Source organism: Paenibacillus fonticola DSM 21315, assembly GCF_000381905.1.
Classification (GTDB): domain Bacteria; phylum Bacillota; class Bacilli; order Paenibacillales; family Paenibacillaceae; genus Fontibacillus; species Fontibacillus fonticola.
In genome coordinates, this window is sequence record NZ_KB907267.1 from 22,679 (window position 1) to 47,837 (window position 25,159).

General features: G+C 41.7%; 26 protein-coding genes and 1 pseudogene. 19 read left to right on the forward strand and 8 right to left on the reverse strand.

The window, feature by feature from the left end; genetic code table 11:
• Positions 1–204: 204 nt before the first annotated feature.
• The 5 genes from G358_RS0120800 to G358_RS0120820 all read right to left on the reverse strand — a co-directional run bounded on the left by G358_RS0120800 (position 205) and on the right by G358_RS0120820 (position 4,399).
• Positions 205–939 (reverse strand): ABC transporter permease, encoded by a 735-nt coding sequence (locus tag G358_RS0120800; protein WP_019639190.1) that lies wholly within the window; start codon positions 937–939, stop codon positions 205–207.
• Between the two features lie 10 nt (positions 940–949).
• Entirely contained in the window at positions 950–1,687 is a 738-nt protein-coding gene (locus tag G358_RS0120805; protein ID WP_019639191.1) for an ABC transporter permease, read from the reverse strand.
• Positions 1,680–2,603 (reverse strand): ABC transporter ATP-binding protein, encoded by a 924-nt coding sequence (locus G358_RS0120810; RefSeq protein ID WP_019639192.1) that lies wholly within the window; start codon positions 2,601–2,603, stop codon positions 1,680–1,682. The genes G358_RS0120805 and G358_RS0120810 overlap by 8 nt, the downstream gene beginning before the upstream one ends.
• Positions 2,604–2,766: 163 nt before the next feature.
• The gene (locus tag G358_RS0120815) at positions 2,767–3,684 is read right to left on the reverse strand and encodes a sensor histidine kinase (RefSeq protein WP_019639193.1); all 918 of its coding nucleotides are present in this window, start codon (positions 3,682–3,684) and stop codon (positions 2,767–2,769) included.
• Between the two features lie 7 nt (positions 3,685–3,691).
• Positions 3,692–4,399: a response regulator transcription factor gene (locus tag G358_RS0120820; RefSeq protein WP_019639194.1), complete on the reverse strand. Its 708-nt coding sequence runs from the start codon at positions 4,397–4,399 to the stop codon at positions 3,692–3,694.
• Between the two features lie 385 nt (positions 4,400–4,784).
• Between G358_RS0120820 and comI the strand changes: the two genes are divergently transcribed.
• Positions 4,785–4,880 (forward strand): competence inhibitor ComI, encoded by a 96-nt coding sequence (gene comI, locus G358_RS34055; protein WP_019639195.1) that lies wholly within the window; start codon positions 4,785–4,787, stop codon positions 4,878–4,880.
• A 230-nt stretch (positions 4,881–5,110) separates the two neighbouring features.
• On the opposite strand, the gene G358_RS0120830 is transcribed toward comI, so the two are convergent.
• Genes G358_RS0120830 through G358_RS0120840 form a run of 3 tightly spaced genes read right to left on the reverse strand, consistent with a single transcriptional unit; the run spans position 5,111 to position 7,254 of the window.
• A complete protein-coding gene (locus tag G358_RS0120830) occupies positions 5,111–6,364 on the reverse strand; it encodes an erythromycin esterase family protein (RefSeq protein ID WP_019639196.1) in 1,254 nt (417 codons plus the stop codon).
• Between the two features lie 18 nt (positions 6,365–6,382).
• Positions 6,383–6,949, reverse strand: coding sequence for a DUF2812 domain-containing protein (locus tag G358_RS0120835; protein ID WP_019639197.1), 567 nt, complete (start codon positions 6,947–6,949; stop codon positions 6,383–6,385).
• A 5-nt stretch (positions 6,950–6,954) separates the two neighbouring features.
• Positions 6,955–7,254 (reverse strand): PadR family transcriptional regulator, encoded by a 300-nt coding sequence (locus G358_RS0120840; RefSeq protein ID WP_019639198.1) that lies wholly within the window; start codon positions 7,252–7,254, stop codon positions 6,955–6,957.
• A gap of 200 nt (positions 7,255–7,454) precedes the next feature.
• Between G358_RS0120840 and G358_RS0120845 the strand changes: the two genes are divergently transcribed.
• The 18 genes and pseudogenes from G358_RS0120845 to G358_RS30615 all read left to right on the forward strand — a co-directional run bounded on the left by G358_RS0120845 (position 7,455) and on the right by G358_RS30615 (position 25,129).
• Entirely contained in the window at positions 7,455–8,348 is an 894-nt protein-coding gene (locus G358_RS0120845) for an ATP-grasp domain-containing protein (protein ID WP_240480080.1), read from the forward strand.
• 196 nt (positions 8,349–8,544) lie between these two features.
• Positions 8,545–8,652, forward strand: a complete 108-nt coding sequence (locus G358_RS34600) for a stalk domain-containing protein (protein WP_084662858.1) — start codon at positions 8,545–8,547, stop codon at positions 8,650–8,652.
• A 209-nt stretch (positions 8,653–8,861) separates the two neighbouring features.
• Positions 8,862–9,413 (forward strand): DJ-1/PfpI family protein, encoded by a 552-nt coding sequence (locus tag G358_RS0120850; protein WP_019639200.1) that lies wholly within the window; start codon positions 8,862–8,864, stop codon positions 9,411–9,413.
• A 106-nt stretch (positions 9,414–9,519) separates the two neighbouring features.
• Positions 9,520–10,146 (forward strand): hypothetical protein, encoded by a 627-nt coding sequence (locus tag G358_RS0120855; protein WP_157274438.1) that lies wholly within the window; start codon positions 9,520–9,522, stop codon positions 10,144–10,146.
• A 14-nt stretch (positions 10,147–10,160) separates the two neighbouring features.
• Positions 10,161–10,351 (forward strand): annotated as a pseudogene (locus G358_RS33710) (VOC family protein); the annotation flags it as partial.
• A gap of 48 nt (positions 10,352–10,399) precedes the next feature.
• The gene (locus G358_RS0120865) at positions 10,400–10,945 is read left to right on the forward strand and encodes a hypothetical protein (RefSeq protein WP_019639202.1); all 546 of its coding nucleotides are present in this window, start codon (positions 10,400–10,402) and stop codon (positions 10,943–10,945) included.
• A gap of 287 nt (positions 10,946–11,232) precedes the next feature.
• A complete protein-coding gene (locus G358_RS0120870; RefSeq protein ID WP_019639203.1) occupies positions 11,233–12,201 on the forward strand; it encodes an ABC transporter permease in 969 nt (322 codons plus the stop codon).
• A gap of 18 nt (positions 12,202–12,219) precedes the next feature.
• Positions 12,220–13,110, forward strand: coding sequence for a carbohydrate ABC transporter permease (locus G358_RS0120875; RefSeq protein WP_019639204.1), 891 nt, complete (start codon positions 12,220–12,222; stop codon positions 13,108–13,110).
• A 128-nt stretch (positions 13,111–13,238) separates the two neighbouring features.
• A complete protein-coding gene (locus tag G358_RS0120880; protein ID WP_019639205.1) occupies positions 13,239–14,912 on the forward strand; it encodes an extracellular solute-binding protein in 1,674 nt (557 codons plus the stop codon).
• Positions 14,913–14,982: 70 nt separating this feature from the next.
• A complete protein-coding gene (locus G358_RS30605; protein WP_019639206.1) occupies positions 14,983–16,902 on the forward strand; it encodes a cache domain-containing sensor histidine kinase in 1,920 nt (639 codons plus the stop codon).
• Positions 16,877–18,496, forward strand: a complete 1,620-nt coding sequence (locus tag G358_RS0120890; RefSeq protein WP_019639207.1) for a response regulator — start codon at positions 16,877–16,879, stop codon at positions 18,494–18,496. Before G358_RS30605 ends, G358_RS0120890 begins: the two co-directional genes overlap by 26 nt.
• Before the next feature lie 544 nt (positions 18,497–19,040).
• Positions 19,041–19,445: a GNAT family N-acetyltransferase gene (locus G358_RS0120900; RefSeq protein ID WP_019639209.1), complete on the forward strand. Its 405-nt coding sequence runs from the start codon at positions 19,041–19,043 to the stop codon at positions 19,443–19,445.
• A 194-nt stretch (positions 19,446–19,639) separates the two neighbouring features.
• Positions 19,640–20,215, forward strand: coding sequence for a dihydrofolate reductase family protein (locus G358_RS0120905; protein ID WP_019639210.1), 576 nt, complete (start codon positions 19,640–19,642; stop codon positions 20,213–20,215).
• Positions 20,216–20,365: 150 nt separating this feature from the next.
• Positions 20,366–21,415, forward strand: coding sequence for a hypothetical protein (locus G358_RS0120910; RefSeq protein ID WP_019639211.1), 1,050 nt, complete (start codon positions 20,366–20,368; stop codon positions 21,413–21,415).
• Positions 21,416–21,840: 425 nt separating this feature from the next.
• Complete coding sequence (locus G358_RS31850) at positions 21,841–22,578, forward strand: ABC transporter substrate-binding protein (protein ID WP_051107715.1); 738 nt, start codon at positions 21,841–21,843, stop codon at positions 22,576–22,578.
• 35 nt (positions 22,579–22,613) lie between these two features.
• Entirely contained in the window at positions 22,614–23,231 is a 618-nt protein-coding gene (locus tag G358_RS31855) for a type 2 periplasmic-binding domain-containing protein (protein WP_051107716.1), read from the forward strand.
• A 170-nt stretch (positions 23,232–23,401) separates the two neighbouring features.
• The gene (locus tag G358_RS0120920; RefSeq protein WP_019639212.1) at positions 23,402–23,779 is read left to right on the forward strand and encodes a BlaI/MecI/CopY family transcriptional regulator; all 378 of its coding nucleotides are present in this window, start codon (positions 23,402–23,404) and stop codon (positions 23,777–23,779) included.
• 9 nt (positions 23,780–23,788) lie between these two features.
• Entirely contained in the window at positions 23,789–25,129 is a 1,341-nt protein-coding gene (locus G358_RS30615; protein ID WP_019639213.1) for a M56 family metallopeptidase, read from the forward strand.
• Positions 25,130–25,159 lie beyond the last annotated feature (30 nt).

A 25,159-nucleotide genomic window follows, 5' to 3' on the forward strand; every position in this document is an offset into this window, starting at 1 on the left:
TTCCTCTAATCTACAAATGAACTATAACCTTCGATAAAGAAGGTACATGGCCTAATATTGAAACCAAACTAAGAGGGAGAGGCCAAGCTACTACTCCAGACCAAGTCATTGTTGAATTTCCATTCGGTATAACAGTGTAACATACCAAAGAGCAGTGGAAATATAATCAGTTTCTTCAGTCTCTTCATTTTGAGATGACCTGCTTTAACTTTTTTCACTATGCTTTAGACCCTTCAGTATAAAGGCAGAAAGGCAGCCGCAAAGAAGTAAGCTTATGCAACTAAGGATTACTTGACTTGTTGATGCGTCATAGTATCCAGAAATAGTAAATACAGCCGTAATGGGATAAAGGGCTTTTAGGAAATTTGACATACTCATAAATAGTCCGGCAAAAGAATAAATTTCAGCAAATAACAGCGCAAGCCAATATCCCTTTTTCATACGCGATACAAAAGCAATAATGGGTGAGATAGCAAGGAATATACCTAAGCCGTCCAGAAAATATGCTTTCAGAAAACCTAAAACCATTTCTAGTGACAAATCAGAAAAATGTAAGATGGCTTCAACCGAAAATGTTATAGTAAAGAGCAGCAAGTAAAGGAGTATGCTAAACGCAAAAGTAACAATCATTTTTACAGCGGTTAAGCTCACTTCATTTACGGGAATAAGCCGCAGAGATTTTATAGTGTCCTCCTGTTCTTCACGACAAATCATATAACTGCCCAAAAGGGCAATGACCGCGGGAAGAACAAAAAAAGTTGCCCATGGTTGAGCCATAGTCATATACCAGCCTGCATTGTCTATATTCCGAGAGCCGTCATACACATCCTGCCCCCCTAAAAAAACAATAACCGCTACCATAACTGTTGCAAAAACGGTAATCCAAACAATATTTAAACGGCGAATCTTTTGACATTCCGCCCAAAGTAATTTTTTCATGATTCACACCTCACTTTCTTCTTCCCAATGCGATATTTGCAAGTAGTACTGCAACAATATCCCAAACGCAAATACAAAGAAATGCTAAAGGAATGTTAAGTGCTTGTGTAAATACAAGACCCGGAATATCTCCGTTTCGCATGACAATAACTGCCATACTGGATAATGGGTGTAGATACATATTTACCGTCATTAAAATAAAGCCGAGAAAGACATAGACCAATGTTATGGAAACTGGGAGAATGTATCCTTTTTGCGACGCAGATAATGCCAAAATCGGTAGCATTGTAAAAGAAGTGAGAACACCAATCTCTAAACATTTTTTCAGCAAATATAAGACGCTTCCCCAGTCAAATTCGACATATCCGGGAAGGACACTAAACATAACAGAAGCAACGGCTGTAATCAGCATGAAGCAAATGGAGTAAATCAAAACTAAAAAAAATTTACTGAAGAAGTATCCCATTTTGCTGATAGGCACAATCCAAAGTTGTTTGAGCATATCGTGCTGCTTTTCCTCGTACATAAGCATAGTGCAAAGTGTTCCCAAAACGACAGGCAAGATAAACCAAAGCGTGTAACCAAACGCTGACCATCTATAAAACTGTAACGGATCACCACCTAATTCTTTCACATATTTGAAATATAATAGTGCGAAAAACGGCATAAAGAGGGCGGCTAACAACATGAGCCAGACAAATTTCCTGCGGCGCAGTTTAAGGAATTCTATCTGAATAAGTCTAAGCAATGCCTTCTCCTCCTGTGATTTTTTTGAAATAGTCCTCTAAGGTGTCATTACAAAGCCCCGAACTCATAACGGTTATATTCTGCGTCACAAGGGCTTTATTGATTTCGCCCATATCCAGAGCGGTGTCATAAAGCCGTAAAGTATGGTCGTCTTGAACAGAATAATCTTTCAAGTGAAATTGACGTTCTAAAATCAGTAACGCTTTTGGAATGTCTGAAACTTGCAGCAAGACATATTTACGGTTTTTCTTTTCCAGTTCGCTCATGCTGCTTTCTTCCAAAAGAATGCCGTGGTCGATGATTCCAATATCATCAGCCAATAATGAAATTTCCGAAAGAATATGACTGGAAATAAGAATTGTCTTTCCTTGTGTGGCGCTCAAATTCTTAATAAAGTCTCTTACTTCTGCAATGCCGATAGGGTCAAGACCGTTTGTAGGTTCGTCCAAAATCAGCATTTCCGGGTCATGCAAAATAGCGTTTGCAATACCAAGACGCTGCTTCATTCCAAGGGAATACTTACTAAACAATTTTTTGTCTTTATAAGGTAATCCTACTACTTTCAATGCGGTTTCAACTGCGTGTGGGGCGGCTGTACCGCGCAGCTTCGCAAAAATCTCCAAGTTTTCCGTTCCTGTCAAATTTGGATAAAATCCCGGTGTTTCGATAATAGCACCGATACGGGGATATACTCGTTTTTCCCGGCCTTTGATACTCTGTCCGAATACATTTACCTCGCCAGAAGTGATTGGAGTCAACCCTAAAATCATTTTCATAATCGTGGTTTTTCCGGCTCCGTTACGTCCTAACAGACCGTAAATCCGACCTTTTTTTACATGGAGATTGACTGAGTTAACTGCTGTCTGCTCACCGTAAACTTTTGTCAGTTGTTTCGTCTCAATCACAAAATCATTCATATAAAATATCCTCACTTTCAATAATTGTGCTTTCGCAATATGCTAACCAATATAATGGCAGAACAATCACAGTTAAAAGTATAAAACATTAACCTTGCCAAAACCTTGTCGTAACCTTGCTTTTATCTTGTTTTAGCAGTAAGGCAGTAAAAAAGCCCTGCGTCTACAGGGCTTTAGGAAGTAATATTGTAAATATGGTTTCCGTACCGGGAGTGCTCTCGGCAGTGATAGTTCCTTTGTGAACGCTGACAAGTTCCTTAGCAATAGCCAAACCCAAACCATTTCCTTTTGCAACCCGTGAATGGTCGCATTGGTACATTCTTTCAAAAATATGTGGGAGGTTGTCAGAAGATATACCTTTTCCGTTATCTGTTATTACAATTTTGGCCTGCTGTTCATTCTCAAAAATGCGTAAGGCCATATTGTCACCTCCACTGTGTGTAATAATATTTTGTAATAGATTATTGAGAATACGGCTATATGCAGTTGCGTCTATGCGCATGGAATACTCTGTTTCAGGTATGTCAAATTCATATTCAAAATGACTGTTTTCTAAAATAGGAATCCAATCAGCTATAATATTACGGGATAACTCATTCAAATCAAAAATCTCAAAATGAAAATTTTGTTCCCCGGAATCTAATTTAACCCATTCAAACAGATTTTCTACAAAATGTTTTAAGTGCTGAGCTTTATCAGACGCAACATGGATATATTCGTCCTTTTCTTCTCCGACAACAATTTTACTTTCCATTGCTTCCAAATAACCAACCAAAGAAGCAAGTGGAGTTTTCACATCATGGGAAAGACTTGTCATTAGCCGTTTGTATGCCTGCTCTGATTGTTTTTGCTGAATAAGTCGTGATTGGCTGTTGATTGCAATTTCGTTAATATCATAACAAATTTGCTTTGTCATATCGCTTTCGCTTGCTAAAACCCGTCGATTAAGATTTCCGTTTTTTATATCTTCTAAAGCGTCTTTTATAAGTGTAAGCTGTGTTCGGACACGCCGCAAAACAGAAACAAGGTACGCTATAATAAGTAGGGTAAGAACCAATGCAAAAAGTAGATAAACACTCATATTTATCTCAAGCCTCCTTATTAAAACGATAGCCTACACCTCGAACTGTTAAAATATAAAATGGACGGTCGGGGTCTGGTTCAATCTTTTTGCGTAATTTACTGATGAAAGACATAATGTTACTATCGTCAAAAGCATATTCATCTTCCCACACTTGCGTATAAATCTGTTTTTTGGTAAACACCCGTCCTTTATTAGAAGATAGAAACGAAAGCAAGTCAAACTCTTTGCTTGTAAGTTCAACTGGAATATCATTGACAGAAACAATGCGATTTGCTTTATCAATGACCATTCCTTTCAGCACCAAGCACTCCGTCTCTATTTCCGTCGTAGGGTTTAAGGTGGTATAGCGGCGGATAAGAGAATTGACACGAGCCATCAGCTCGTTAATACTGAACGGCTTTGTCAAATAATCATCAGCACCAAGCCGCAGCCCGAACACTTTATCTTCCTCGTCATTTTTGGCGGTTAGCATGAGTACCGGGATATTACTTGTTTCTCTAATTCTTTTTAGAACTTGAAAACCGTCTATATCCGGCATCATTACGTCCAAAATCACAAGAGAAAGTGAGCAGCTGTTTTTATTTTCGTCAGCCAGACGCAGCCCCTCCACACCGCCATGTGCAATAATAGCAGACAAATTCTCTTGCTCTACACATTTTTTCATAAGAGCGCAAAGCTCTTTGTCATCATCTATAATCAAAACACTATTCATGTTACAGCTCCTTTCCTCTCTTTATTCTGCCGTTAATCGGCTTTTCCGCGTCCTTTGGTATCAGCACAAGGAGCTGAAATATATTCCATAACTTGACCGTCCTTTCGTTTGCAAACAATATCACAATATATTATATACGGACAGACGTACCCTCGTCTGTCTTTCCTTATCACCATCAAAGGGGCAGAGGCGATGAATTATCGGATCGAAAAGAAGGAAAGCTTTGGGCTATAATGATGGGTGAAGTCGAGGGGGAACGCTTGTACGCAGATGTAAATAAAGGTAAAATATAACTACAATTGAATCTTGGGTGGGCATGGTTTCCCTTCGAGCAGAGAATTTTCGAAGTAATGTTTCCTTCGGAAACTTTGGAGGAGGTGAAGCCATGGAAGTGAAAGATGCATTAACGATCATGTTCCTGTTTGGAACGTTCATTCTTGCTCTTTTAACATACATCAATAATAACAACAAGAGAAAGTAAAAACCCACCCAAAGGTTAAGGCCAAAGGTGGGTTTTGTTCCTAGACGACTTAGAAGGGAATAAACCATCCAAGCCAATTGTACTGACCAAGTGTTCGCAGCACTTGGTCTTTATTACATATATAATAGCACAAAGAAAAAAATGTATCAAAACGTGAGTTGGCAATATAGAAGCGTATTTATTACCGTGTTCACGAAGCTGTACTTACGCCCTGTTGGCCAGATGTATAATCATGGATTTGATTCAATGACCGTCGTCGGTGTTGCCTCTTTTACGATGATCATCCCATCGTATGCTTCATTCGGTACCATTTCAAGGGTATATAATTTTTTTGAAGATTTATACCAGGTGCTGAAGTCATCACCAATGTTCGGCATTCTCTGTTTTTGCGATATAATTTCAGCAAGTTCTTTTGAATTGCTCGCTAGTTCAAAGTCAACGTAAAAAATATTGCTTTCGACTTCACTAAATACCTTCACAAAGGGGTCACTATTATGAATGGTATGGTTCTCTCGTTTATTAGCTCCTTTGTTATCTGCCTGAAATGTATTGTTTATAAAGTCAGTCCCAATTGCAAAATAATGATTTCCATACATTTCGTCCAAATAGTCTCCCATGGATTTATAACCAAAGGCGGCGGATGTTTTTTCAATATGTCCGTTATGTGCAGAGATGAATAATTTATCGTGTCCACGTTGTGCTTCAAATTCCACAATCCACTTTACATTTTCCGCCAAGTACTCATCCCGCAGCATCGTATATTGCTTATCATTTCCCAGAAGGCTTGTACGCTGTCTCATGACGTTAGCATACTGCAAAGCAAAAGCATAGAATTGCTGTGATGTCTGTGCTAAATATTCATCTTCATTGGATTGTAAATCCGTGATGATGTCATCGATTATTCCGTCCAGTTCCTCTAGTTGTTCGGCGGTTAAATTACGCATGGTATCATTAGATACATGTTGTAATTGTGCAGTATATTTTTCTGCCATTTCTTCATTCACCGTTTCATAAAAAGCCAGCAAACCTTTTTTACTAGCATCATACCGCTGCATATCATTGCCATAAAAATATATTTTTTCATCTGCAGTTTCATTATATTCATGCAGCCATTCTACCAAATCGATCATTTGCTGCGTTTTATAAATGCCGTAGTCAAGAGCAAATACCGCTTCTTTAGCTGTCCCGGTTCCATACAAAATATAGTCATTAATTTGCTGACCGGCTCCAAAGTCGCCTTCTAGAACAAAAACCCGCACATTTTCATTTTTAATTAACGCTTCAAATAAGTTCTTTTTCAATTCCTGAAATTCAACATTCCCATGTGTGGCTTCTCCTAAACCGAAAATCGTTACATCATCAGGAACATCAATATCTTCCACCCTTGTAACATATTTTTCTGCTTCATCTATCCCTACAGTTCCGCAACCTGTAATTAAGGTTAGTAAAATACCAGCAGCTAAAAATAGTTTAGCAAACCTCATATGTATCCCACTTTCTTTCTAATTTTCTTTGAATGTTGCGTATTGCCGGTAGGCTTTGAAGAAACCGATACTAAAAATAATCAATAAAAATAATGGAATTAATCTGAAAAGCGCAAACGGGGTTTCAAATAAAAAAGCTAACCAAAATAGTTTGCCCTTCATTTCCCAAAGGCCTTCCGTTAAATATATACCGTTGTTGTATAAGTAAAAACAAATCACTAAAAATATCAGTCCTAATGATAAGGAATATTTCATTAGCCGTTTATAATATTGAGATGTGGATTGGCGATCAGAGAAAATTTCATTTTGATCTCCAGCTTCTTTTTGCCAATATTGAATGGTTCCGAATCGTGACCCCTTTACATGGGACCATCCAAAATCCTCATAAATGGTCTTGTATTCTACAAACTTTTCCTTCGGTAAAACATCTTGATAATCCAGTCGTACGACATAATCTTCGCTCATTTTTTCAAAGGTATAGATCCCTGAATTACTGATTTTCGTGCAGCGATAACCTTGTTGTAATTGCTCGTTCAGCCATTTCTCTTCCTCAACAATATTAAAGAACATCTTGAATTTTTTCATCTTCTTCACTCCTTTTCGTACAGAGATAAGATATGCTGTAATCTTTGCTGCTCTCCCTTTAAAATGGTTAATCCTTCATCTGTAATTTTGTATATTTTTCTTCTCCCCGTTTGCCCATCTGGCTCAATCCAACCATGTTTGTTTAAATTATCAAGTGCGCCATATAAGGTTCCAGCGGCTAAGACTACGGTGCCATTACTCATTTGCTCAATTTCTTGCATCAATGCATAACCATGAAGAGGTTCTCGCAGCGCTAATAAAATATAATGCATCGTTTCAGACAGGGGTAACAATGGATGTTTCATATTTTCACCTTCTATTCAGTTGGACTATATAGTTGAACTTAATAATAATATAATACAGTTGAACTGAATAGTAAACCCCATTTTTTCGTTTCCTCTATTTTACAAATGGGCTATAATCTTGGGTAATGATTAGGGAAGGATTTGCGAATCATGAGGATATCTCGAATTCTGATAAACTTAGCAAATGAAAAGGAAGTGAAATGATGATCGTTATTTTTTGTTGTGAGCCACTTAATGATAAAACTGTAGATGCATATTATGAGAGTGAATATCTGGGTGCTGAATCATTGGGACTCGATGTTTGTTTAATTTCAATGGAGGATCTGTTACTAAACAATGTAAATAAAGCGCTAAAAAGTATTCCAACCGTAGACGATACAGAAATTGCTATTTATCGTGGTTGGATGCTTAAGCCGCAGTATTATGAACTTTTGTATAAAGGATTGTTAGCTAAAAATATAAAATTAATAAATACCACTGAAGAATATCTTGAATGTCATCATTTCCCTAATACATATAAGAATATAAAACATAGAACTCCGCTTAGCTACTGGTTAGAAATTGAAACGGTGAATACGAATAAATTGGATAATATTCTAGATAAATTCGGTGATAAGCCCCTTATTGTTAAGGATTATGTGAAGTCTAGAAAGCATGAATGGGAAGAGGCGTGCTTTATTCCGTCAGCAGCAAATAAAACTCAAGCTCTTCAAGTCATTAATAATTTCATACAAAGGCAAGGCGAGGAGTTGAATGGCGGTATTGTATTAAGGGAATTTATACACTTGGAGGGAATAACAAAACACCCCATAAGTGGAATGCCTTTATCTAAAGAATATCGTTTATTTTTCCTAAATAATAAGTTAGTTCATAGGTTTGAGTACTGGGATGAAGCTACTTATGATGCGGAAGATAAAGTGAATATGGATGACTTTTTAGAAATAGCGAAGGAAATTAGAAGTAACTTTTTTACAATAGATATTGCCAAGACCGAAGCAGGCGAATGGATTGTAATTGAAGTTGGGGACGGACAGGTTTCGGCATTGCCCGAGAAGGTGAATGTAGAAAAATTTTATCAATCAATTAGAGTCTAGTAAGTTAATTCAAAAAAGGCAGAAGCACCAGATAACAATGCAATATAACATAAAAAGGACGTGGTTAACATTAATAAATCAAGAGTTAATATAATCGTATTTATTTTATTATTTTTAATCCCATACGATTCGGTGATTGCAGCGGGTGATACAGATTAAAAAATTAGTATTGATGGTCATAAAGTCGATTTTATAGATGGGCAAAAGTATTGCGGCACCGATTCTAGTTGAAGGTAAACCATATCTGCCCTTAAGAGTCGTTGTGGAGTCTTTTGGTATAAATGTAAGGTGGGATGAAATATAAGTATCCAGATGGAAACGAAGGCCATTAATAGAAGACTTAAAGAGTGATATAAAATCCATATTAAGAACGAACCTAAGGTAGGTTAATTTGAAAAAGTCATTAGCACTAATAAACACCGTATCTACGCTATGGGCCTTGCCCTTTCGTGAATTAAAAATGTTTTATGTAATTTACTGTAAAGAATAACGTCTAAGGAAGGATTTTAAGAAATGAAAACAAAGGTAACAGGTGTTATATTATACCCCTTGTTTAGTGAATATGAATTAATGGTTGCTCTATCTGTACTTAAACAGGGAGAGCACCCAATAAAGACAATAGGGATAACTTCTGAAGCAATAAGAGGTGAATCAGATCTAACTTGTATTACTGATACAACTATCTATGATGTAGATATAAATACCCTAGATAGTTTACTATTTCCTGGCTGTATGGATATTTCAACGCTATTTGATAATGAAGATTTGATAGATTTTATTAGAAGATGTGCTTTAAATAATAGGAATCTCATAATTGCAGCAATCTCAAGCTCTCCATTTCTATTAGCAAAAGCAGGATTGTTAGAAAATCGTAAGTATACAGTTGGAATTTATGAAGAACAGAGAAAAGAAATAGGAATTTTTAATGAAGAGAATTATTGTAATGATCTTGTAGTACAAGATGGAAATATTCTAACTGCAAGAGGGAGAGGGTTTATTGAATTTGGAAAGAGGTTTGGACAATTATTAAAATTAGATTTCGATTCTAATTGGTATTATGGATAATAATTTGAATGAACAATCATGGAATGAAAGTATGGAGAAACGCCCTTTTTTCGATCGTCAACCAGATGGAAAGTCGCTATAGATACATGGGGGAGTCTATGATTGAGTGTTAGAAGAAAACAGACCGACTAAATTCATTGGAGTTTATAATATGTCACTATCATTTCAGATAAATAGAAGAAGAATGAAAATAGAATCAACTGAAATTACAGTTGTCATTCTAAAGCAGAAAAACATTAACATTATCGTTAGAGAAGAATTAGGCCATTTACTATTAATCGATGCTGCTGATTGTCGTGAGATGTTTCTATTAGCAAGTCTTTTCAAGCATTCAATGGAAAGCCATGATGTCATATTTTTAGAGCGTGAAGATGATTCAAAGACAGATCTTTTCATTTTTAATGGCGCAATAAAACCACTAGCATTGAAGGATTTAAGAAAAATTAAAACGTCTATGAGGTTCATAAAACCCGAAATATACAGTTTGCCATTGATCAATTCCTATGATGAAAGAATATGGGATACATATGGACATTGGAAGTATGATGAACAACTAAGGGTTAAGGCAGATAAAGACTTAGGATTGATTAATGCCTCACAACTTGGATTTGAACTTTTAGTTGATCAATGCTCTTATCTTGCAAGTTCATTTTCTGGACATGCTCATTTTAATTGGTATTCAACGAAGTCTTCGATAGAACTTATTATTCGTAATATTGCTAGAAATAATTAATCGGGCTATGAAACTCGCAAGGAGGTTCATTGACACCTACGCCTGATTTATCTATTGAAGTTGACGATGTAGATATTTGTTTTGAACGAATGAAGAATGCAGGATTTCTAATTGGATATGGTCCTATAGAAGAGCCTTGGGAGTTTGACGTTTTTTTGTTCGCGACCCATTTGGCAAGCTAATAAACATTCTTGCCCATACATAATAGTTATCGGAAATCAATGCAAGGATAACTTCAAGTAAGGAGAAAGCGATGAGAGGAAAAATAATATTCATTATTATACTTTGCCTGGGAGCTTTTTCAGTTTGGTATTTCGTGCCCAAACAATACAAGACGACACTAGAGGGTGTTTATTACCAATTAGGAAACGATAAAGTATTCGAGAGAATAAAAATACATCTCGACGGAACGTTAAAAAATCGAATTGATGGTAAAAAAACTTTTATAGGTACAGTTAACTTTGAAGGAAAGGAATTACCCAGAACTCCGCAAGATAGAACAGAACTTGAATTGCATTATCATGGTGATCATATAGGCTCTATATTTTCCGGCTTTCGAATTATTGATGAAGCAGGCAGAGTAGAAGCTGATATTTTTAATTTTGGTACGGTGTATGCAAATGCTAAATTTTCTCAAATTACTATTACTATGCTTACTGGTGAGAATAATAGAACATGGTCTCCATCTAATGGATTTATGATAACTGCTCCTGCTAATAACAGAGAAGAAGCAATTAAGATATCCCAGAAGCTAATGGATGAATTTAGAATAACATTAAATGATTTATTGAAGCACTAAGCGAACCGTATGTAATGCAGATAATACAGCTTCTGAAAAAAAATATTTCGATGTGAAAAATTAAGAGGACAGTCACTTGGTTAGTGGCTGTTCTTTTTTTATATACTCCTAGATGTCTTAAAACATAGGTTCAAGTGAAGTGCGGGATTTATTCGGCGATCCGAAAAATGAACCCACCGATACGAAATTTGGAACATTACACCTGGCCCCGGCCGCTATTACAATAGATACAGATAGTTGAAAGGGCTTACAAAGACAGATAATAAACAGCTTGGAGGTCAGAGGGGATGGAAATGCAGCCGTCTACACAACCCGAAGCCATGCAACAGATAAAACCGCCGCCATCGGCAAGGCGGAAATGGCTGAAAAATCTTTACTCGCAGAGACATATTCAAATTATGGCTTTGCTCGGCGTCGCCTGGATGATTATTTTTAACTATATTCCGATGTACGGCGTCATTATCGCGTTTAAGGACTACGACATTATTAGAACCATTGCCGAAGCCCCTTGGGCTGGGCTTAAGCACTTTAAGGAATTTTTGGCGGATGAGAATTTCGGTTATGTCATGAAAAATACACTGGGTATCAGCTTGCTTAAGCTAATGACCTTTCCGCTGCCAATCATATTTGCGCTCTTCTTGAATGAAATACGGTCGCTGCGGTATAAGAAGGCAATCCAGACGATCTCGTATCTCCCGCACTTCCTATCCTGGGTCGTACTTGGTGGAATTCTGGCGACCTGGCTGTCTGATGTGGGTATCATCAATGATATTCTTATGGCGCTCCATATCATCGATAAACCGATATCATTTCTGGCTGAGCCGAAATATTTCTGGACCATCGTCATTACTTCGGATGTATGGAAGGAGCTGGGCTGGTCAGCGATCATTTACTTGGCCGCCATTACGAGCATATCGCCGGAGATGTATGAAGCCGCCACCATTGACGGGGCCGGTCGACTCCAGCAAATGTGGTATGTCACGCTTCCTTCTATTAAAGCAACCATTAGCATTTTGTTTATTTTGGCGGTCAGCGGTGTGATGAGCTCCAACTTTGACCAAATCCTGGTGCTGCGCAACTCGCTGAATGACAGCGCAAGTAACGTTATCGATTATTACGTCTACTATACGGGGATATCCTCGGGCCGTTACTCGTACTCTGCGGCGATCGGATTGTTCAAGTCCGTCATAGCACTTATTCTGCTGCTGATTGCGAACCAAGTATCCAAAAAACTCAACGACACTTCGTTGTTTTAGGCCAAGGGGGACCTGCACATGTTTTCATTACGCCGCAGAACGAAAGGCGAAGTCGTCTTCGATACGCTTAACAATTTGGTCATGCTGATCATTTGCTTCGTCACACTGTATCCGATCTGGTACGTATTAATTAATGCTTTTAATGATGGAAAGGATGCGATGCTTGGAGGCATTTACTGGTGGCCGAGGGTGTTCAGTTTGGAGAATTTCGAAGCGGTATTCGAAAATCCCGGCATCATGACCGCGATGGGCCTCACCGTTGCGAAAACCGTTATCGGTGTAGCAGCCCACGTATTCTTTACCGCGATGGTCGCATACGCTTTTTCCCGCAGAGAGCTGATTGCAGGAAAGTTCTACATTCTGATGGGAACGATCACCATGATCTTTTCTGGAGGTCTGATCCCAACGTTCCTGCTCATCCGCGATCTGCATATGCTCGATAAATTTATAGTGTACATTATCCCGGTGCTGTTCAGCTTTTTTGATCTGATCATCTTTATGACCTTCTTCCGGGAAATTCCCGATGGTCTGGAGGAGGCGGCCCGGATCGATGGGGCTAACGACTGGACGGTCTTTCTGAGAGTCGTGCTTCCGGTATCCTTGCCTGTTTTGGCAACGATTGCCTTGTTCCACGGGGTATATCAATGGAATGATTATTTCACAGGAATCATTTATGTCAATAATGAGAACCTGCAGCCGATTCAGACGTTCCTATATCGGGTTGTGGCACAATCGAGTTCAAATATTATGACTACAGCGGTCCAAGGTAGTGCGATAACGAAAACGGTAACCTCACAATCGATTAAACTGGCCACGATGGTCGTCACGACCTTGCCGATCGTGTTCGCTTATCCGTTCCTGCAGCGTTATTTTGTCAAAGGAATGATGATTGGCTCGATCAAAGGTTGAGCAAGCGGTTCGATTTGGCCGGTTTCACCAGGCTTCAGCACTTTGCGGTAACTCCTCCAGGCCGCTTCATCGCGGCTTTGGAGTTGCACATATAGGATCAATACAAAATGGGAAAAGGGGTAAAAAGCATGGTCAAGAAAAGCAAGTCCCAAAAAATGATGATGTTGCTGATGGCGGTCATCCTGGTTCTGTCTCTGGCTGCTTGCGGTGGCGGCAATGCCAAAAAGGAAAGCGTTAACAGCTCCAACAATGCCGAGCAGAAAGCATCCGAGCCTACAGCGGTTCCATCAGCGGACGAACCGGGATGGAAATCGGACACGTCTCCGATCACGTTCGACTGGTATTTGAACTTTTCCTGGTTCCCGAATAAATGGGGGGTTGACCCGACTTCCCAATATGTAACTAAGAAGACGGGTGTAGATATCAACTTCATCGTGCCTGCCGGTAATGAAAACGAGAAACTGAACACATTGATTGCTTCCGGTAAACTTCCTGACCTCATTACGCTCGGCTGGTATGAGGACAACGTAAAGAAAATTATCGAAGGAGGCCTTGTTGAACCGCTGAACAAGCTGGCCGAACAATATGATCCATACTTCTTCAAAGTGGCCGACCCGGACAAAATCGGCTGGTATACCCAACCGGACGGGAATTTGTACGGTTATCCGAACTCATCCTCGTCTCCTAAAGACTATGAGAAATATGGCGAGAAATATGTATCCAACCAAACCTTTGTCGTTCGCAAGGATATTTATGAAGCGATCGGCAGCCCGGACATGCGGACGCCCGAAGGCTTCGTGGCGGCTCTGAAAGCAGCTCAGGAGAAATTCCCGGATATCAACGGTCAGCCATTGATCCCGCTTGGTTTGCATGAATTTACGACTACTGGCAATGATTCCCTCGAGGGCTATATCCAAAACTTCCTGGCCATCCCGAGAGAAAAAGACGGCAAGCTGTATAACCGTGAAACGGATCCTGAATACGTAACCTGGCTGAAAACGCTGCGTAAAGCAAATGAAGAGGGTTTGCTGGCGAAGGATATCTTCATCGACAAGCGCGCTCAAATGGAAGAAAAGATTGCGCAAGGACGTTATTTTGCGATGCTATACCAACGCACGGATTTCGCCGCGCAATTGGGCACCCTGTACCAGCAAGATCCGAACAAAATTTACATCGCGGTTGATGGGCCCGCCAATTCCAAGCTGGATCCGCCTAACCTGAACGGACCTTCCATCTCCGGCTGGACAGTTACGCTGATTTCCAAAGATGTTAAGGACAAGGCGCGCGCCATTAAATTCCTGACCTATCTGATGAGTGAAGAAGGGCAAAAGGATTTTTACCTGGGTGAAAAAGGCGTAAGCTATAATACAATAGACGGTAAGGAACAATTCTTGCCAGAAGCTTTTGACATGATGAATAATGACCGTGCGGCATTCGATAAGCAGTATGGATCTTCCTTCACCTTCTGGATGATGCAGGATACCAACATTACCCAACAGTGGACGCCGGAATCAGTCGAGCCTTACAAACAATTGGAGGATTGGACTCGCGGCAAGACGGTGAGTGTCTCCGAATTTGATTTGATCGATCCGCTAGCCAACTCCGAAGAAGGCATCATTCTTACCAAAATCAAGGATCTGCGCGGCAAAACACTGCCGAAGCTCTTGATGGCTTCCTCCGAAGCCGAATTCGACAATATTTGGGCGGATTACATCAAGAAGCAAGAAGACTTCGGTCTTGCGAAAGTGCAAGCCTTCCAACAAGTAAAATACGAAGAGAACAAGAAGAAACTTGGCATGTAATAATCGTTCTGCCCAAAACGCCCGCGGCCCGCGGGCTTTTGGGTGTATATAAAAAGGAGTCAAACGGCTGATGAAGAGTGACAAGCGCTGGACAGCATGGTGGGATATGTTTAAATACTGGTTTAGGCGCCGTTCGCTTCAGAGCCGCCTGATTGCTTCCTATATTTTTATCATTTTGGGACCCAGTTCGTTGGTGTCCTTTTACTCGTATGAAGTGATCAATAACATGTATATCCGTGATGCCGAGGATAAGAACGTGTCGCTCTTGGAAATGGAAGTGCAGCATATTGATACCCAGATTGAAGCGATGGTAAGGGCGATGCAAGTCGCCTACGATGATTTTGAAGTAAGGAATTACCTGGTTAATACGGCTGAGCCTGGGGCCAAGGATCTGGTCGATTTTAATAACAACAGCTTTAGAAGTTTGACGCGAATTCAATATTATAACCCGAATGTAGAGCATCTTCGCCTGTTCTCAAGCAGCAACATCACAGAAATCTGGCCGATCTTCTTCAGGGAAACCCGTGTGGCGGGCGAGCCATGGTATCAAAGAGCGAAGGAACTCAAAGGGATGGAATCCTGGTCCTTCCTTTACAATGACCCGGACTTGGTAAAGCGTTTCAAAGGTCAGACTCCTGCGCCAACACCCAAGGTTTCTCTGCTGCGTGAGATGAGTATTCCGGCCAATCATCATGTCGGAATGGTTCAGGTAGATATGCTGCTGGAGAAATTCAGTCCGAGAACCTATGCGCCAGCGCAGGACAGCGAATCGCAAATGCTGCTTGTGGACGATGAAACCCAGATTTTCACCCGGGAGCAGAACTCCTTTTTAAAGGTTAATCCGGAAATGGAACAGGCAATCCAGGATCGCCTTGCGCGATATAAGGCAACGGGGGATTGGGATATTCATTACAAAGAGAACGGAAACTCATTTCTTCTGCTGCACAAGCCGCTTGAGCGGATCAATGCGGATCTGCTGAATATCGTGTCCATGGACGGTGTGCTGAAGGAAATTTCATATATGCGCAATGTTTTGATCGGAGCCAATATCGGATTTATCACGTTGGTTACGGTGATCGCTTATATTCTAAATGCGTTTATCCTCAAAAATCTTCGCTTGCTGACCGAACAAATGAAGAAGGTGCGGCGCGGAGAGAGCTATAGCGGAATAACGATCCGTGGCGGCGGCGAGGTCGGAGAGCTGGCGCATCACTTCTCCAAGCTGATGAACACCATCAATACGCTGGTAGCTAAAGCCGTGCACAAGGAAGCGCTCACGAAAGAAGCAGAATTGCGTACACTCCATAATCAAATAGACGCTCATTTTTTGTACAATACGCTGGAAAACATCAAAATGCTGGCCGAAATTGAAAATCAAAGGAAGATATCCGATGCGCTGACGTCACTCGGGGGGATGATGAGGTATAACTTCAAGTGGTCCGGGGAGTATGTTAAGCTGCGCGATGAAATTCGCCATATCGAAAACTATATCGAGGTCATGAACATTCGTTTTGATGAGCCAGTTGACTTGCAACTGGACATTCCGAACGATCTTCTCGATATGGAGATGCTTAAGATGTCCCTTCAACCGGTGATTGAAAATGCGGTGAAGCATGCCTGGACCGGGGAAGAGACGGGGGCGCGGCACATCTCGATTAAGGTTCAGGAATTACCGCAAAGCGATGTGCGGATTGTGGTGACGGATAACGGGAGAGGGGTTGACGAAGCCTCGCTGCTCGATTTGAACCAGGAACTAGAGAAGTCAGGTTCCACAGATAAGGTACCTGGTAATATTGCTTCGAAATCGCCGAATCATTACGGCATTGGCCTTCGCAATGTTCAGGAGCGTATTCGGCTTTACTATGGTAAGAAATACGGCCTGAAAGTATTCAGCGAGCAAGGACAGTTCACCAAGGTTGTCATTGTTATGCCGAAGGTACTGTTAACAGGAAGGGTTGGCACGGATGACAAAACTATTGATCGTGGATGATGAGAAGAATATCCGTATCGGTCTGAAGACCATGATTGAACGCGAGTTCCCGGATCAATACGAGTTAGTGACGGCGGCCCACGGTGCCGAGGCGCTTGAGATGTACCTGGAGGCCGACATAGAAATCATCATCACGGATATCCGCATGCCGGTGATGGATGGAATCGCTTTGATTGAGAAAATCTCTGCAGAACCGCTGGCGAGCGGGCAGGGTGGCCGGCCGATGGTCATTATTTTAAGCGGATATGAGGATTTTAAATATGCCAAGGCTGCCATTCAGTATCAAGCGGTCGATTATCTGCTGAAACCGATCCGCAGGGAGGAGCTGTTTGCGGCGCTGCGCAAATGCCAAGACCATCTGGCGAAGCGATCACAAATGACCGAGCAGTTGGCTGTGACGGAGAGCTACCGGCTTGAGGTTCAAGCGGTGCGTTTGCAGGAATTGCTGCTGCAGCAGGAAGTTACGGAGGACGAGGTCAGGGAATGGAGCGCCGAAATCGGCTTTAACCAATATATCCTGCCTTTTTCTGTCGCGGTATTGACATACAAAAATGAGGATGGCAGCCGCATGAAGAAGGAGGATTTGAAGTCGCTCGTCCTGCATATGTTTGAAAGTGTGGACGGTACACTTAATGCTTCCTTGCTGGATAGAGAGGGGCAAGTGATCCTTATCGGGGGACCTCAAAGCAAGTTTGCGCAAATGTCGCTCTTGGCTGCAGAGCGCGAACTCGACGGGATGCTGATTGGTGTCAGCCGGGAAGGCAGCCTGCTCCCGGATCTGGTCAGTTGTTACCGTCAGGCCTGCGAATCGCTGAAATATACGTTTATTTATCCGAATTCCCGGATGATCTGGTACGAGGAGCTGAATAGGAAGCGGCTGGTTTACCCTGTACCAAAGGAGGCGATCCGCAAGCTTGGCAATATACTGGGCACAAATCGGGAGAAAGAGATGGGGCCGCTGCTCCAGGAGATTTTCCGGATTGACCAGTTGCTTGAGATCGATATCACCTACCTTGAGGACGTTAGTCAGCATATGAACGAACAGGTGCTGGATGAGGTGTTCCGGGTTTACGGCGAAGCCTCCGTGGATGTGCTTAAGCTGTACCGCAAAGTGGGGGACATGTCGAACTTCTGCCATTTTCACGACTATTTCAGGTCCTTGGAACAGCTGCTGTCGGATCTCGATGAGTATATTAAAGAAATCAGATCTGCTCACAGTGAACAGGGAGACATGAGAGAAGCGGTGGTGTATATCGAGAACAATTACCATCGTCCGCTGAATATGGCGGTCGTAAGCAACTATGTATCGCTCAATTATTCCTATTTCAGTGAGGCATTTAAAGCGTATACCGGCGAGAGCTTTGTAACCTATTTGAAAAAAGTGAGGATCCGCAAGGCAAAGGAACTGCTCGGGAAAGGCCACCCCAAATTGTCTGATATCAGCGCCGCGGTTGGTTTCGAGAATAGCCGTCAATTCTCCCGTGTGTTCAAAGAGCTGGAGGGGGTGTCTCCGCAGGAGTATCGGGACAAATTAGCTGCCGGCATCGTGCGGTTTGCGGGCGGTGAAAACCGAGTGGATGGCGATCAGGATTAGCTCACCCAAGCTCGTACCTTACCGTGCTATGACCAACTCAATAGCTATGAAGTGGCACGGAACGTAAAGGCCCAAGCGATGATCTGAAATTCATTCCGGTGCCCAAAGGAAAATTGAAAGCGCTTGTACGCAGATGTTAATAAAGGTAAAATATAACTGCAATGGAATCTTGGGTGGTTAACTAATCCGTAAGGAAACAAATTGAATGGAGTGATCTTGTGTTATTTATTAATTTTAGTTCTGGACTGACTATTCTTGTTATCGTTGCTATCGTTCTTATTTTGACGTTCATTTTCAAGAGAGATAATAAAAAAAGTACAGTACTTAAGGACACGGGAAGTTTAATTCAATCTCTCTCCATAGCGATAGCCGTTGGTTATGGCCTGGTGTTTTTATCGGAGATCGGTAGTGTTCAGGATTTTAGCGGGAAGCTTCATTACAGTCTTGTTCTAATCTTTTACGGAGTTCTTGTTAATTTAATTGCCAATATATCTGCTCGAATCGTAAATAAAACTATCTGAAACCGGTGCAAAGGATAAATCATATGAAAATTGAAATGGCTAGCGAATCTGATTACAACTTCATTGTTGGTCGAGATCGTCACATCGCTGAATTATTAGTTAACTCAAAAATTAGCAATGGAGAAATATATATTTTTAGAGAACAAGATAAAGAGATTGGTTGGATGAGGTATGGTTATTTTTGGGACAATATACCTTTCATGAATTTGATATGGATTGATGAAGAGTATCGGGGGCGTGGATTTGGAAAGGAAGTAGTAGAATTTTGGGAAGAATTAATGAAGGGTAGAGGCTTTAAGTTGGTTATGACCTCAACGTTATCTAATGAAGAGGCTCAGCATTTTTACAGAAAGCTGGGGTATAAAGATGTCGGAGGTTTATTACTAGAGAATGAGCCACTTGAAATATTAATGACAAAGCAATTATAAGTAACCACCATTATCAATTTTTACAGGTAACGATATTAGTTTTACAATTCCAGATTCGGCTTTCTGCTTATTCTTGTTAAGTTAACGGGCAGGTTTGGGATTAGCAATCCATAAGAAACAACCCAAGTTGAATTATGATAAATTGTAGTTAATGTTTAATGTAGATATCCCTCATGAACCAAGGAGAACTAAAAATGAGAAAACTCGTTCTATTTCTGCACGCATCGCTTGACGGTTTTGTAGAAGGGCCGAATGGTGAAATGGATATTGGCTGGGTTTCCTACGATGCTGATTTGGAGAAACACGCGAAAGAAATTCTGAGTACTGCCGACACTGTCATTTGGGGACGTGGGACTTATCAGATGATGCACAGTTACTGGCCATCTGTGCCTTCGAACCCATCAGCTTCGCAGCATGAACGGAATCATGCCGAGTGGATCGAAAAGACAGCCAAAATCGTTTTTTCCACGACGCTGGAGAAAGTCGAATGGAATAATTCCAGACTCGTGAAAGAACATGTCGAGGAAGAGATCAATAACCTCAAACAGCAGCGAGGCAAGGATATGGTCATCCTCGGCAGTCCTAGGTTAGCACACCACCTTATGCAGCTTGATTTAATTGATGAGTATAAAATTACGGTTTCTCCCGTCCTGATCGGTAAGGGATTGCCGTTATTCCAAGGTCTCAAGGAGAAGATCAATCTTAAGCTAATTGAAAACAAGACCTTTGATTCTGGAGCCATAGGCCTCGTTTACCAGACGGTAAGATAATCTTGTCACTTAAGGTGTCAACGTTAACGGGAGACGATAGCTCAATTAACCGCCTTTTCACAAAGGCGGTTTTCTTATGGTCACAAATCAACATTAGTGGGTGGAATATGGTATAATCAGGAAATGAATTTAACGATGGAGGTTCTTCCTGTGAAGAAAATGAGCTTATTGTTTTCATTGATATTGTTGTTTACATTTTTCTCGACAGCCCAAACTACGGAAGCTGCTGCAAAATACTCAGAAACATTACTTGCTGATTCCACGAAAGCATACGCATTAACCTTAACCCAAACCTTACTAATCGATCATATTAACAACCAGCTTCAAGTATTGGATCTCAGCACTCAACAAATCGTATGGAGCAAGAAATTTCCCGTCGTGTATGACAGCCAAGTATTAACCAACCCTTTAAAGATCATCGTTATTACATCGGAAAATAAAAAACTGAAAAAGGTGACCATTTCCGCTGACGGAACTATTCTATCGGAGCAAGTATTTACTCATATTAAACTAACAGAAAATTTGAGGATTAGCTGGGCGCCTGCAATGAATAAAGACAAGGAAAAGTTGGCTGTTGTGAGTGGCGGCCAGGTACTGCTTTATGAATATCCTTGGAAAAAGCCAATAGCTACTCTCCCTTACAGTTTGACTGAGGATAAGAAATATGAAAATACTATTCTAAAAGACGTCCAACTACACACGCCGTATGTAGTCATCAAATTAACTGGGGATAACTCTACTCAATCACAGGATTTATACAGAATATTGAATATAACTGCCAAAAGGGCGATTACAATCCCTGCTGAGTGGAATGTGAACACTAGTTTTTTGGTTGAAGGAAATGAATTGATTGTAAATTCTTCAAGTCAAATCGGCCACCCCCTTGGAATTAATGTAGATTCTGATTATATCATTTATGCAAAATACGACCTAAAGACAGGGGAAATCAACAACAAAGTTAGTCGCAGCTTCCCCACATGGGATTCAAATTGGAATTCTGATTATTTTAATCGTAAGCTCGTGTTAACGGAGTCAGGGGAAAATAAAATATTCCTTATCAACCAGTATGGGGAGACGCTTAAAGAATTCCCCAGAACTTTTGGGAACTTTAATTATAAAACGATTGGTTACGATGGTAACAGGCTCTATTTACTAGTTCCATCGGAAGGTAATGGAGCTGAGCTGGTTAGTATCCTTTAAAGTTTTTAGTGAATAACTTGGGTGAGAGACGACACTTCGGTGAAGTCTCTTTTTGTCGTTTCCTCTATTTTGCAAATGGGCTATAACCTAGGGTGAATCAGATGCATTCCGCAGATATTGCTTAAATAACGGGCAAGGTCTGCGGTTTTTTTGCGTTCTACCACAACTAAAAAGAAGGAGCCGTTTAGACCGAAACCAAGCCATGAAGATTACATGGATGTTTGAATTGATGAAGATCGAGTTAGCCACAGCTACGGATCGATCCTGATGACTTGACATTGTTCTACGTGTCGTAGTAATTTTATACCACTACACCTCGTAGTGGTTAATTTCGGTATGGACGCATATCGAAATCAAGAAATGTTCACCGTGAACCGAGCTTTAGGCCAACAACACCCCGTACACTTTTGAAAGGATGTCGAAAGATGAAGTATTTAAGGATGAAGTATTTAAGATGGAAGAAGATCATGGTGTCAATAAGCGTGCTGTCGTTAACGATGCTAGTCTCCGCTTGCATCGGGGGAGACAGTAAGAGTGAAGGCGGCCTGAGGCCGCTCCCCCAGGGCGAGGAGCCAACGATCAAGGTGATGTATTATTATGACGAAAGTGAATTTTTCCGGGATTACGGAACTTTGTTTGTAAGTAAATTTCCAAACATCAACGTGGAAGTCCTAAACATGCAGTCGCTGGAAAACTGGGGATCGCTTACTGACGAGGACATTTACAAATTCATTGAAGAGGAAAAACCGGACGTGCTGCTGCTTGGGACCAATCAATACGAGAAGCTCGCGGGTGAGGGCAAGCTATACGCCCTCGATCCTCTCATTACGCAGGATAAGTTCGATCTCGAAGGCATTAATCCGTCCATTGTCAAGTTGCTGCGGGACAAGGGAGGCGGCAGCTTATACGGGTTAACTCCGACTTTCAACAGCCAGGCATTGATCTACAATGTCGACCTTTTCCAAAAATACGGAATCGAACCACCGACTGACTCGATGAGTTGGGAGGAGGTATTTGCTCTGGCCAACCGCTTCTCGACCAACGGTGGCGACCAAAATCGCGTATACGGATTCGGATTGCCCGATTACAGCGATTACGCTGATCTGGCCTATACAATCGGTCTCTCAAACGAGCTAAGAATGGTGAAGCCAACTCTAAGGTGACACTTGAAGGGGACTCCTGGAAGAGCGTTTTCCAGATGGTCGTAAACGAGGTTAACTCCAAAGCAATACATCTTCCGAGCCCGGGGAAGCAAGTTCAGATCGCTGGGGATTATTACAGTCAAGATCCTTTCATTTCGGAGAAAGTTGCGATGAAGCTCGTCAATTCATTTGAAATTGAGAACCTTAAAGAAGCCAAGGCTATTCTTGGAGCTGAGAAGATGCCTAACTGGAACATCGTCACGGCGCCGTTCAATCCAAGCAAGCGCGGCCAGAGCAGTTATTTCAACATCAGCAACGTATTCGCGGTCAATGCAGACTCACAAAATCTGCGGGCTGCATGGGAGTTCGTCCAGTTTATCAACAGCGACGGATTCGCCCGGGCGAAAGCCGAAACTCCCGATACCAATGGATTGCTAAGCCGTACCGCCTATATTTCGGATGTAGATGGCGTCAGCATGGAACCGTTGTTCAAATTGGAACCTGCTTCCAACTACACTGATCCGCTGGAAGAGGCTCCTGCCAGCTTTCGAAGCCTGATTATGCCCATTTTGCAAAAAGAACTGCAAGCTGTGATCGACAACAAGAAGACGATGGACGAAGCGATTAGTGAGTTGCAAAATCGAGCTCAGGATGCGCTTGTGCAAGCCCCATAAAGAGGATAAAGGAAAGAGTGAAGCGGCGGAAGCCGCTTCCTCGTACTGTCGTCCGCCAAGGCATCCCACCATTACTTGACAATTCACTACATAAAGCAGTATGTTATTTTAACTACGGAGCATAGTGATTTGGTTTGTTATGCCGATTACGATGTAATAGGGGGTTCACAATGAATAAGATTCAAAAGCTATCGGATACGGAATTGGAGCTAATGGAAGCGATTTGGGCGTGTACGCCTCCGGTCACCTCCACCGAGCTGTTGCGTCTGTTTGCTGAACGGGGAAAAGAATGGAAAGCACAGACCATATCTACCTTTCTATCACGTTTAGTGGACAAAGGAGCGCTTACCGCTACAAGACGTGATGGACGGACTAACGAATATTCGCCTCGCATTTCGTCTGAGGATTATAAGCTGCTGGAGACGCAGCACGTTCTGGACGGATTGTATCAAGGCTCCGTTAAAAATTTGATTTCAGCGATGTACGATGGAGACAAACTTTCAGAGCAAGACATTACCGAACTGAAAAAATGGTTATCAGAAAAGTAGGTGCTGCAGATGAACACCATTCTTGAAATGCTGTTTACTTTGACCGTGGCCGGAAGTGTCGCTACGGCTTTTATGCTTGCACTGCGGCTCATACCCACGGATATCTTTCCTGCAAAGTGGCGTTACGGACTCGGTGAAATGGCAGTCGTTTTTTATCTTTTTCCCGCGGCCCTTTGCATTTCGGGGTTTTCGTGGCTTTTTACATCCAATTCAATATTCAATTTACAACATACGCAAACCATGCAGTTTCCAGAGATCAATCCGAAGCCGTTTGTGCCTGAACAGACTATTTCAGCAAATGTTGCCGTCCTCCTCCTAAGCATATGGGCAATCGGAGCTCTCGGTTTCATGGCATGGCACATGTACTGTTATAAAAGCTTTTTGAAGAAATTAGAACATACGCGTACCGCCGTTCCGCAGAACAGCGAAGCTGGTGAACAGCTTCCTTTAATCAAGAAAGCTCTTGGCCTAAAAAGCAACGTTCAGCTTGCTTACAGCTCCATTATACGAAGTCCTGTTCTTGTCGGGCTTTGGAAGCCTACTATTTACCTCCCGATGGAGAATCTTGTGAATTTGAATATGGACATGGTGCTCCAGCATGAGTTGATCCATCTGAAACGAAAAGATTTATGGGTCAAGATGCTCACGTTGGGGGCCAGTGCTTTGCATTGGTTTAATCCCTTGGTTCACATGATCCGCAAGGACATTCATACCTGGAGCGAGCTGTCTTGTGATGAAGAAGTCGTAAAAGGGATGTCTCATGCGGACCGTAAGTGCTATGGGGAAACGATCTTGAACGTTATGGCAGGCTCAAGGAATGTACCAGCGCAATTCAGCTCCTTTTTATCCGGTGACGGCAAACATTTAAAAAGGAGACTGACAGTTATGCTTAACGTAAAGAAATCGAATAAGAAAACCATCTTTCTAACGATTACAACATTAGTTCTGGTTGCTGTGATTAGCACAACTGCAGCAATATGGGCTTCCAATAACGCACCTAAAGTAGTTGACAGTGTAGATGCTGCTGAAGTTTATAAAAAGACATCCATTGGTAGTGAGGCAACACCTCCTGAGGCTTCTCAAGAATCGACAAAGGACAGTGTGGCAGCTTCCTTTGAAGCTCCTCAACAACAGGTAAAGGAAAGTGAACTAGTTTCTGTGGTTCCTCAAGAACAGGTAAAGGACATAGAGGCGGTTCCATCTGAAGCTCCTCTACAACCGGTAAGGGACATAGAGGCCATTCCCTCTGAGGCTTCAACAACGGTAAAGGATAGAGATGCAGCTTCATTTGAAGCTTCTCAACAACGTAAGCGTCAAATACCCCTCAGCGTGTTGCAGGATAGGGGCTGATTTATGCTGTTATTATTATTTCGATGTAAA

Excerpts from the sequence above, each read along its gene's own strand:
- G358_RS0120800 (WP_019639190.1), bottom strand. The coding sequence starts at position 939 with ATGAAAAAATTACTTTGGGCGGAATGTCAAAAGATTCGCCGTTTAAAT.
- G358_RS0120810 (WP_019639192.1), bottom strand. The coding sequence starts at position 2,603 with ATGAATGATTTTGTGATTGAGACGAAACAACTGACAAAAGTTTACGGT.
- G358_RS0120815 (WP_019639193.1), bottom strand. The coding sequence starts at position 3,684 with ATGAGTGTTTATCTACTTTTTGCATTGGTTCTTACCCTACTTATTATA.
- G358_RS0120820 (WP_019639194.1), bottom strand. The coding sequence starts at position 4,399 with ATGAATAGTGTTTTGATTATAGATGATGACAAAGAGCTTTGCGCTCTT.
- comI (WP_019639195.1), top strand. The coding sequence starts at position 4,785 with ATGGAAGTGAAAGATGCATTAACGATCATGTTCCTGTTTGGAACGTTC.
- G358_RS0120830 (WP_019639196.1), bottom strand. The coding sequence starts at position 6,364 with ATGAGGTTTGCTAAACTATTTTTAGCTGCTGGTATTTTACTAACCTTA.
- G358_RS0120835 (WP_019639197.1), bottom strand. The coding sequence starts at position 6,949 with ATGAAAAAATTCAAGATGTTCTTTAATATTGTTGAGGAAGAGAAATGG.
- G358_RS0120840 (WP_019639198.1), bottom strand. The coding sequence starts at position 7,254 with ATGAAACATCCATTGTTACCCCTGTCTGAAACGATGCATTATATTTTA.
- G358_RS0120845 (WP_240480080.1), top strand. The coding sequence starts at position 7,455 with ATGATGATCGTTATTTTTTGTTGTGAGCCACTTAATGATAAAACTGTA.
- G358_RS34600 (WP_084662858.1), top strand. The coding sequence starts at position 8,545 with ATGGGCAAAAGTATTGCGGCACCGATTCTAGTTGAAGGTAAACCATAT.
- G358_RS0120850 (WP_019639200.1), top strand. The coding sequence starts at position 8,862 with ATGAAAACAAAGGTAACAGGTGTTATATTATACCCCTTGTTTAGTGAA.
- G358_RS0120865 (WP_019639202.1), top strand. The coding sequence starts at position 10,400 with ATGAGAGGAAAAATAATATTCATTATTATACTTTGCCTGGGAGCTTTT.
- G358_RS0120870 (WP_019639203.1), top strand. The coding sequence starts at position 11,233 with ATGGAAATGCAGCCGTCTACACAACCCGAAGCCATGCAACAGATAAAA.
- G358_RS0120875 (WP_019639204.1), top strand. The coding sequence starts at position 12,220 with ATGTTTTCATTACGCCGCAGAACGAAAGGCGAAGTCGTCTTCGATACG.
- G358_RS0120880 (WP_019639205.1), top strand. The coding sequence starts at position 13,239 with ATGGTCAAGAAAAGCAAGTCCCAAAAAATGATGATGTTGCTGATGGCG.
- G358_RS30605 (WP_019639206.1), top strand. The coding sequence starts at position 14,983 with ATGAAGAGTGACAAGCGCTGGACAGCATGGTGGGATATGTTTAAATAC.
- G358_RS0120890 (WP_019639207.1), top strand. The coding sequence starts at position 16,877 with ATGACAAAACTATTGATCGTGGATGATGAGAAGAATATCCGTATCGGT.
- G358_RS0120900 (WP_019639209.1), top strand. The coding sequence starts at position 19,041 with ATGAAAATTGAAATGGCTAGCGAATCTGATTACAACTTCATTGTTGGT.
- G358_RS0120905 (WP_019639210.1), top strand. The coding sequence starts at position 19,640 with ATGAGAAAACTCGTTCTATTTCTGCACGCATCGCTTGACGGTTTTGTA.
- G358_RS31850 (WP_051107715.1), top strand. The coding sequence starts at position 21,841 with ATGAAGTATTTAAGGATGAAGTATTTAAGATGGAAGAAGATCATGGTG.
- G358_RS31855 (WP_051107716.1), top strand. The coding sequence starts at position 22,614 with ATGGTCGTAAACGAGGTTAACTCCAAAGCAATACATCTTCCGAGCCCG.
- G358_RS0120920 (WP_019639212.1), top strand. The coding sequence starts at position 23,402 with ATGAATAAGATTCAAAAGCTATCGGATACGGAATTGGAGCTAATGGAA.
- G358_RS30615 (WP_019639213.1), top strand. The coding sequence starts at position 23,789 with ATGAACACCATTCTTGAAATGCTGTTTACTTTGACCGTGGCCGGAAGT.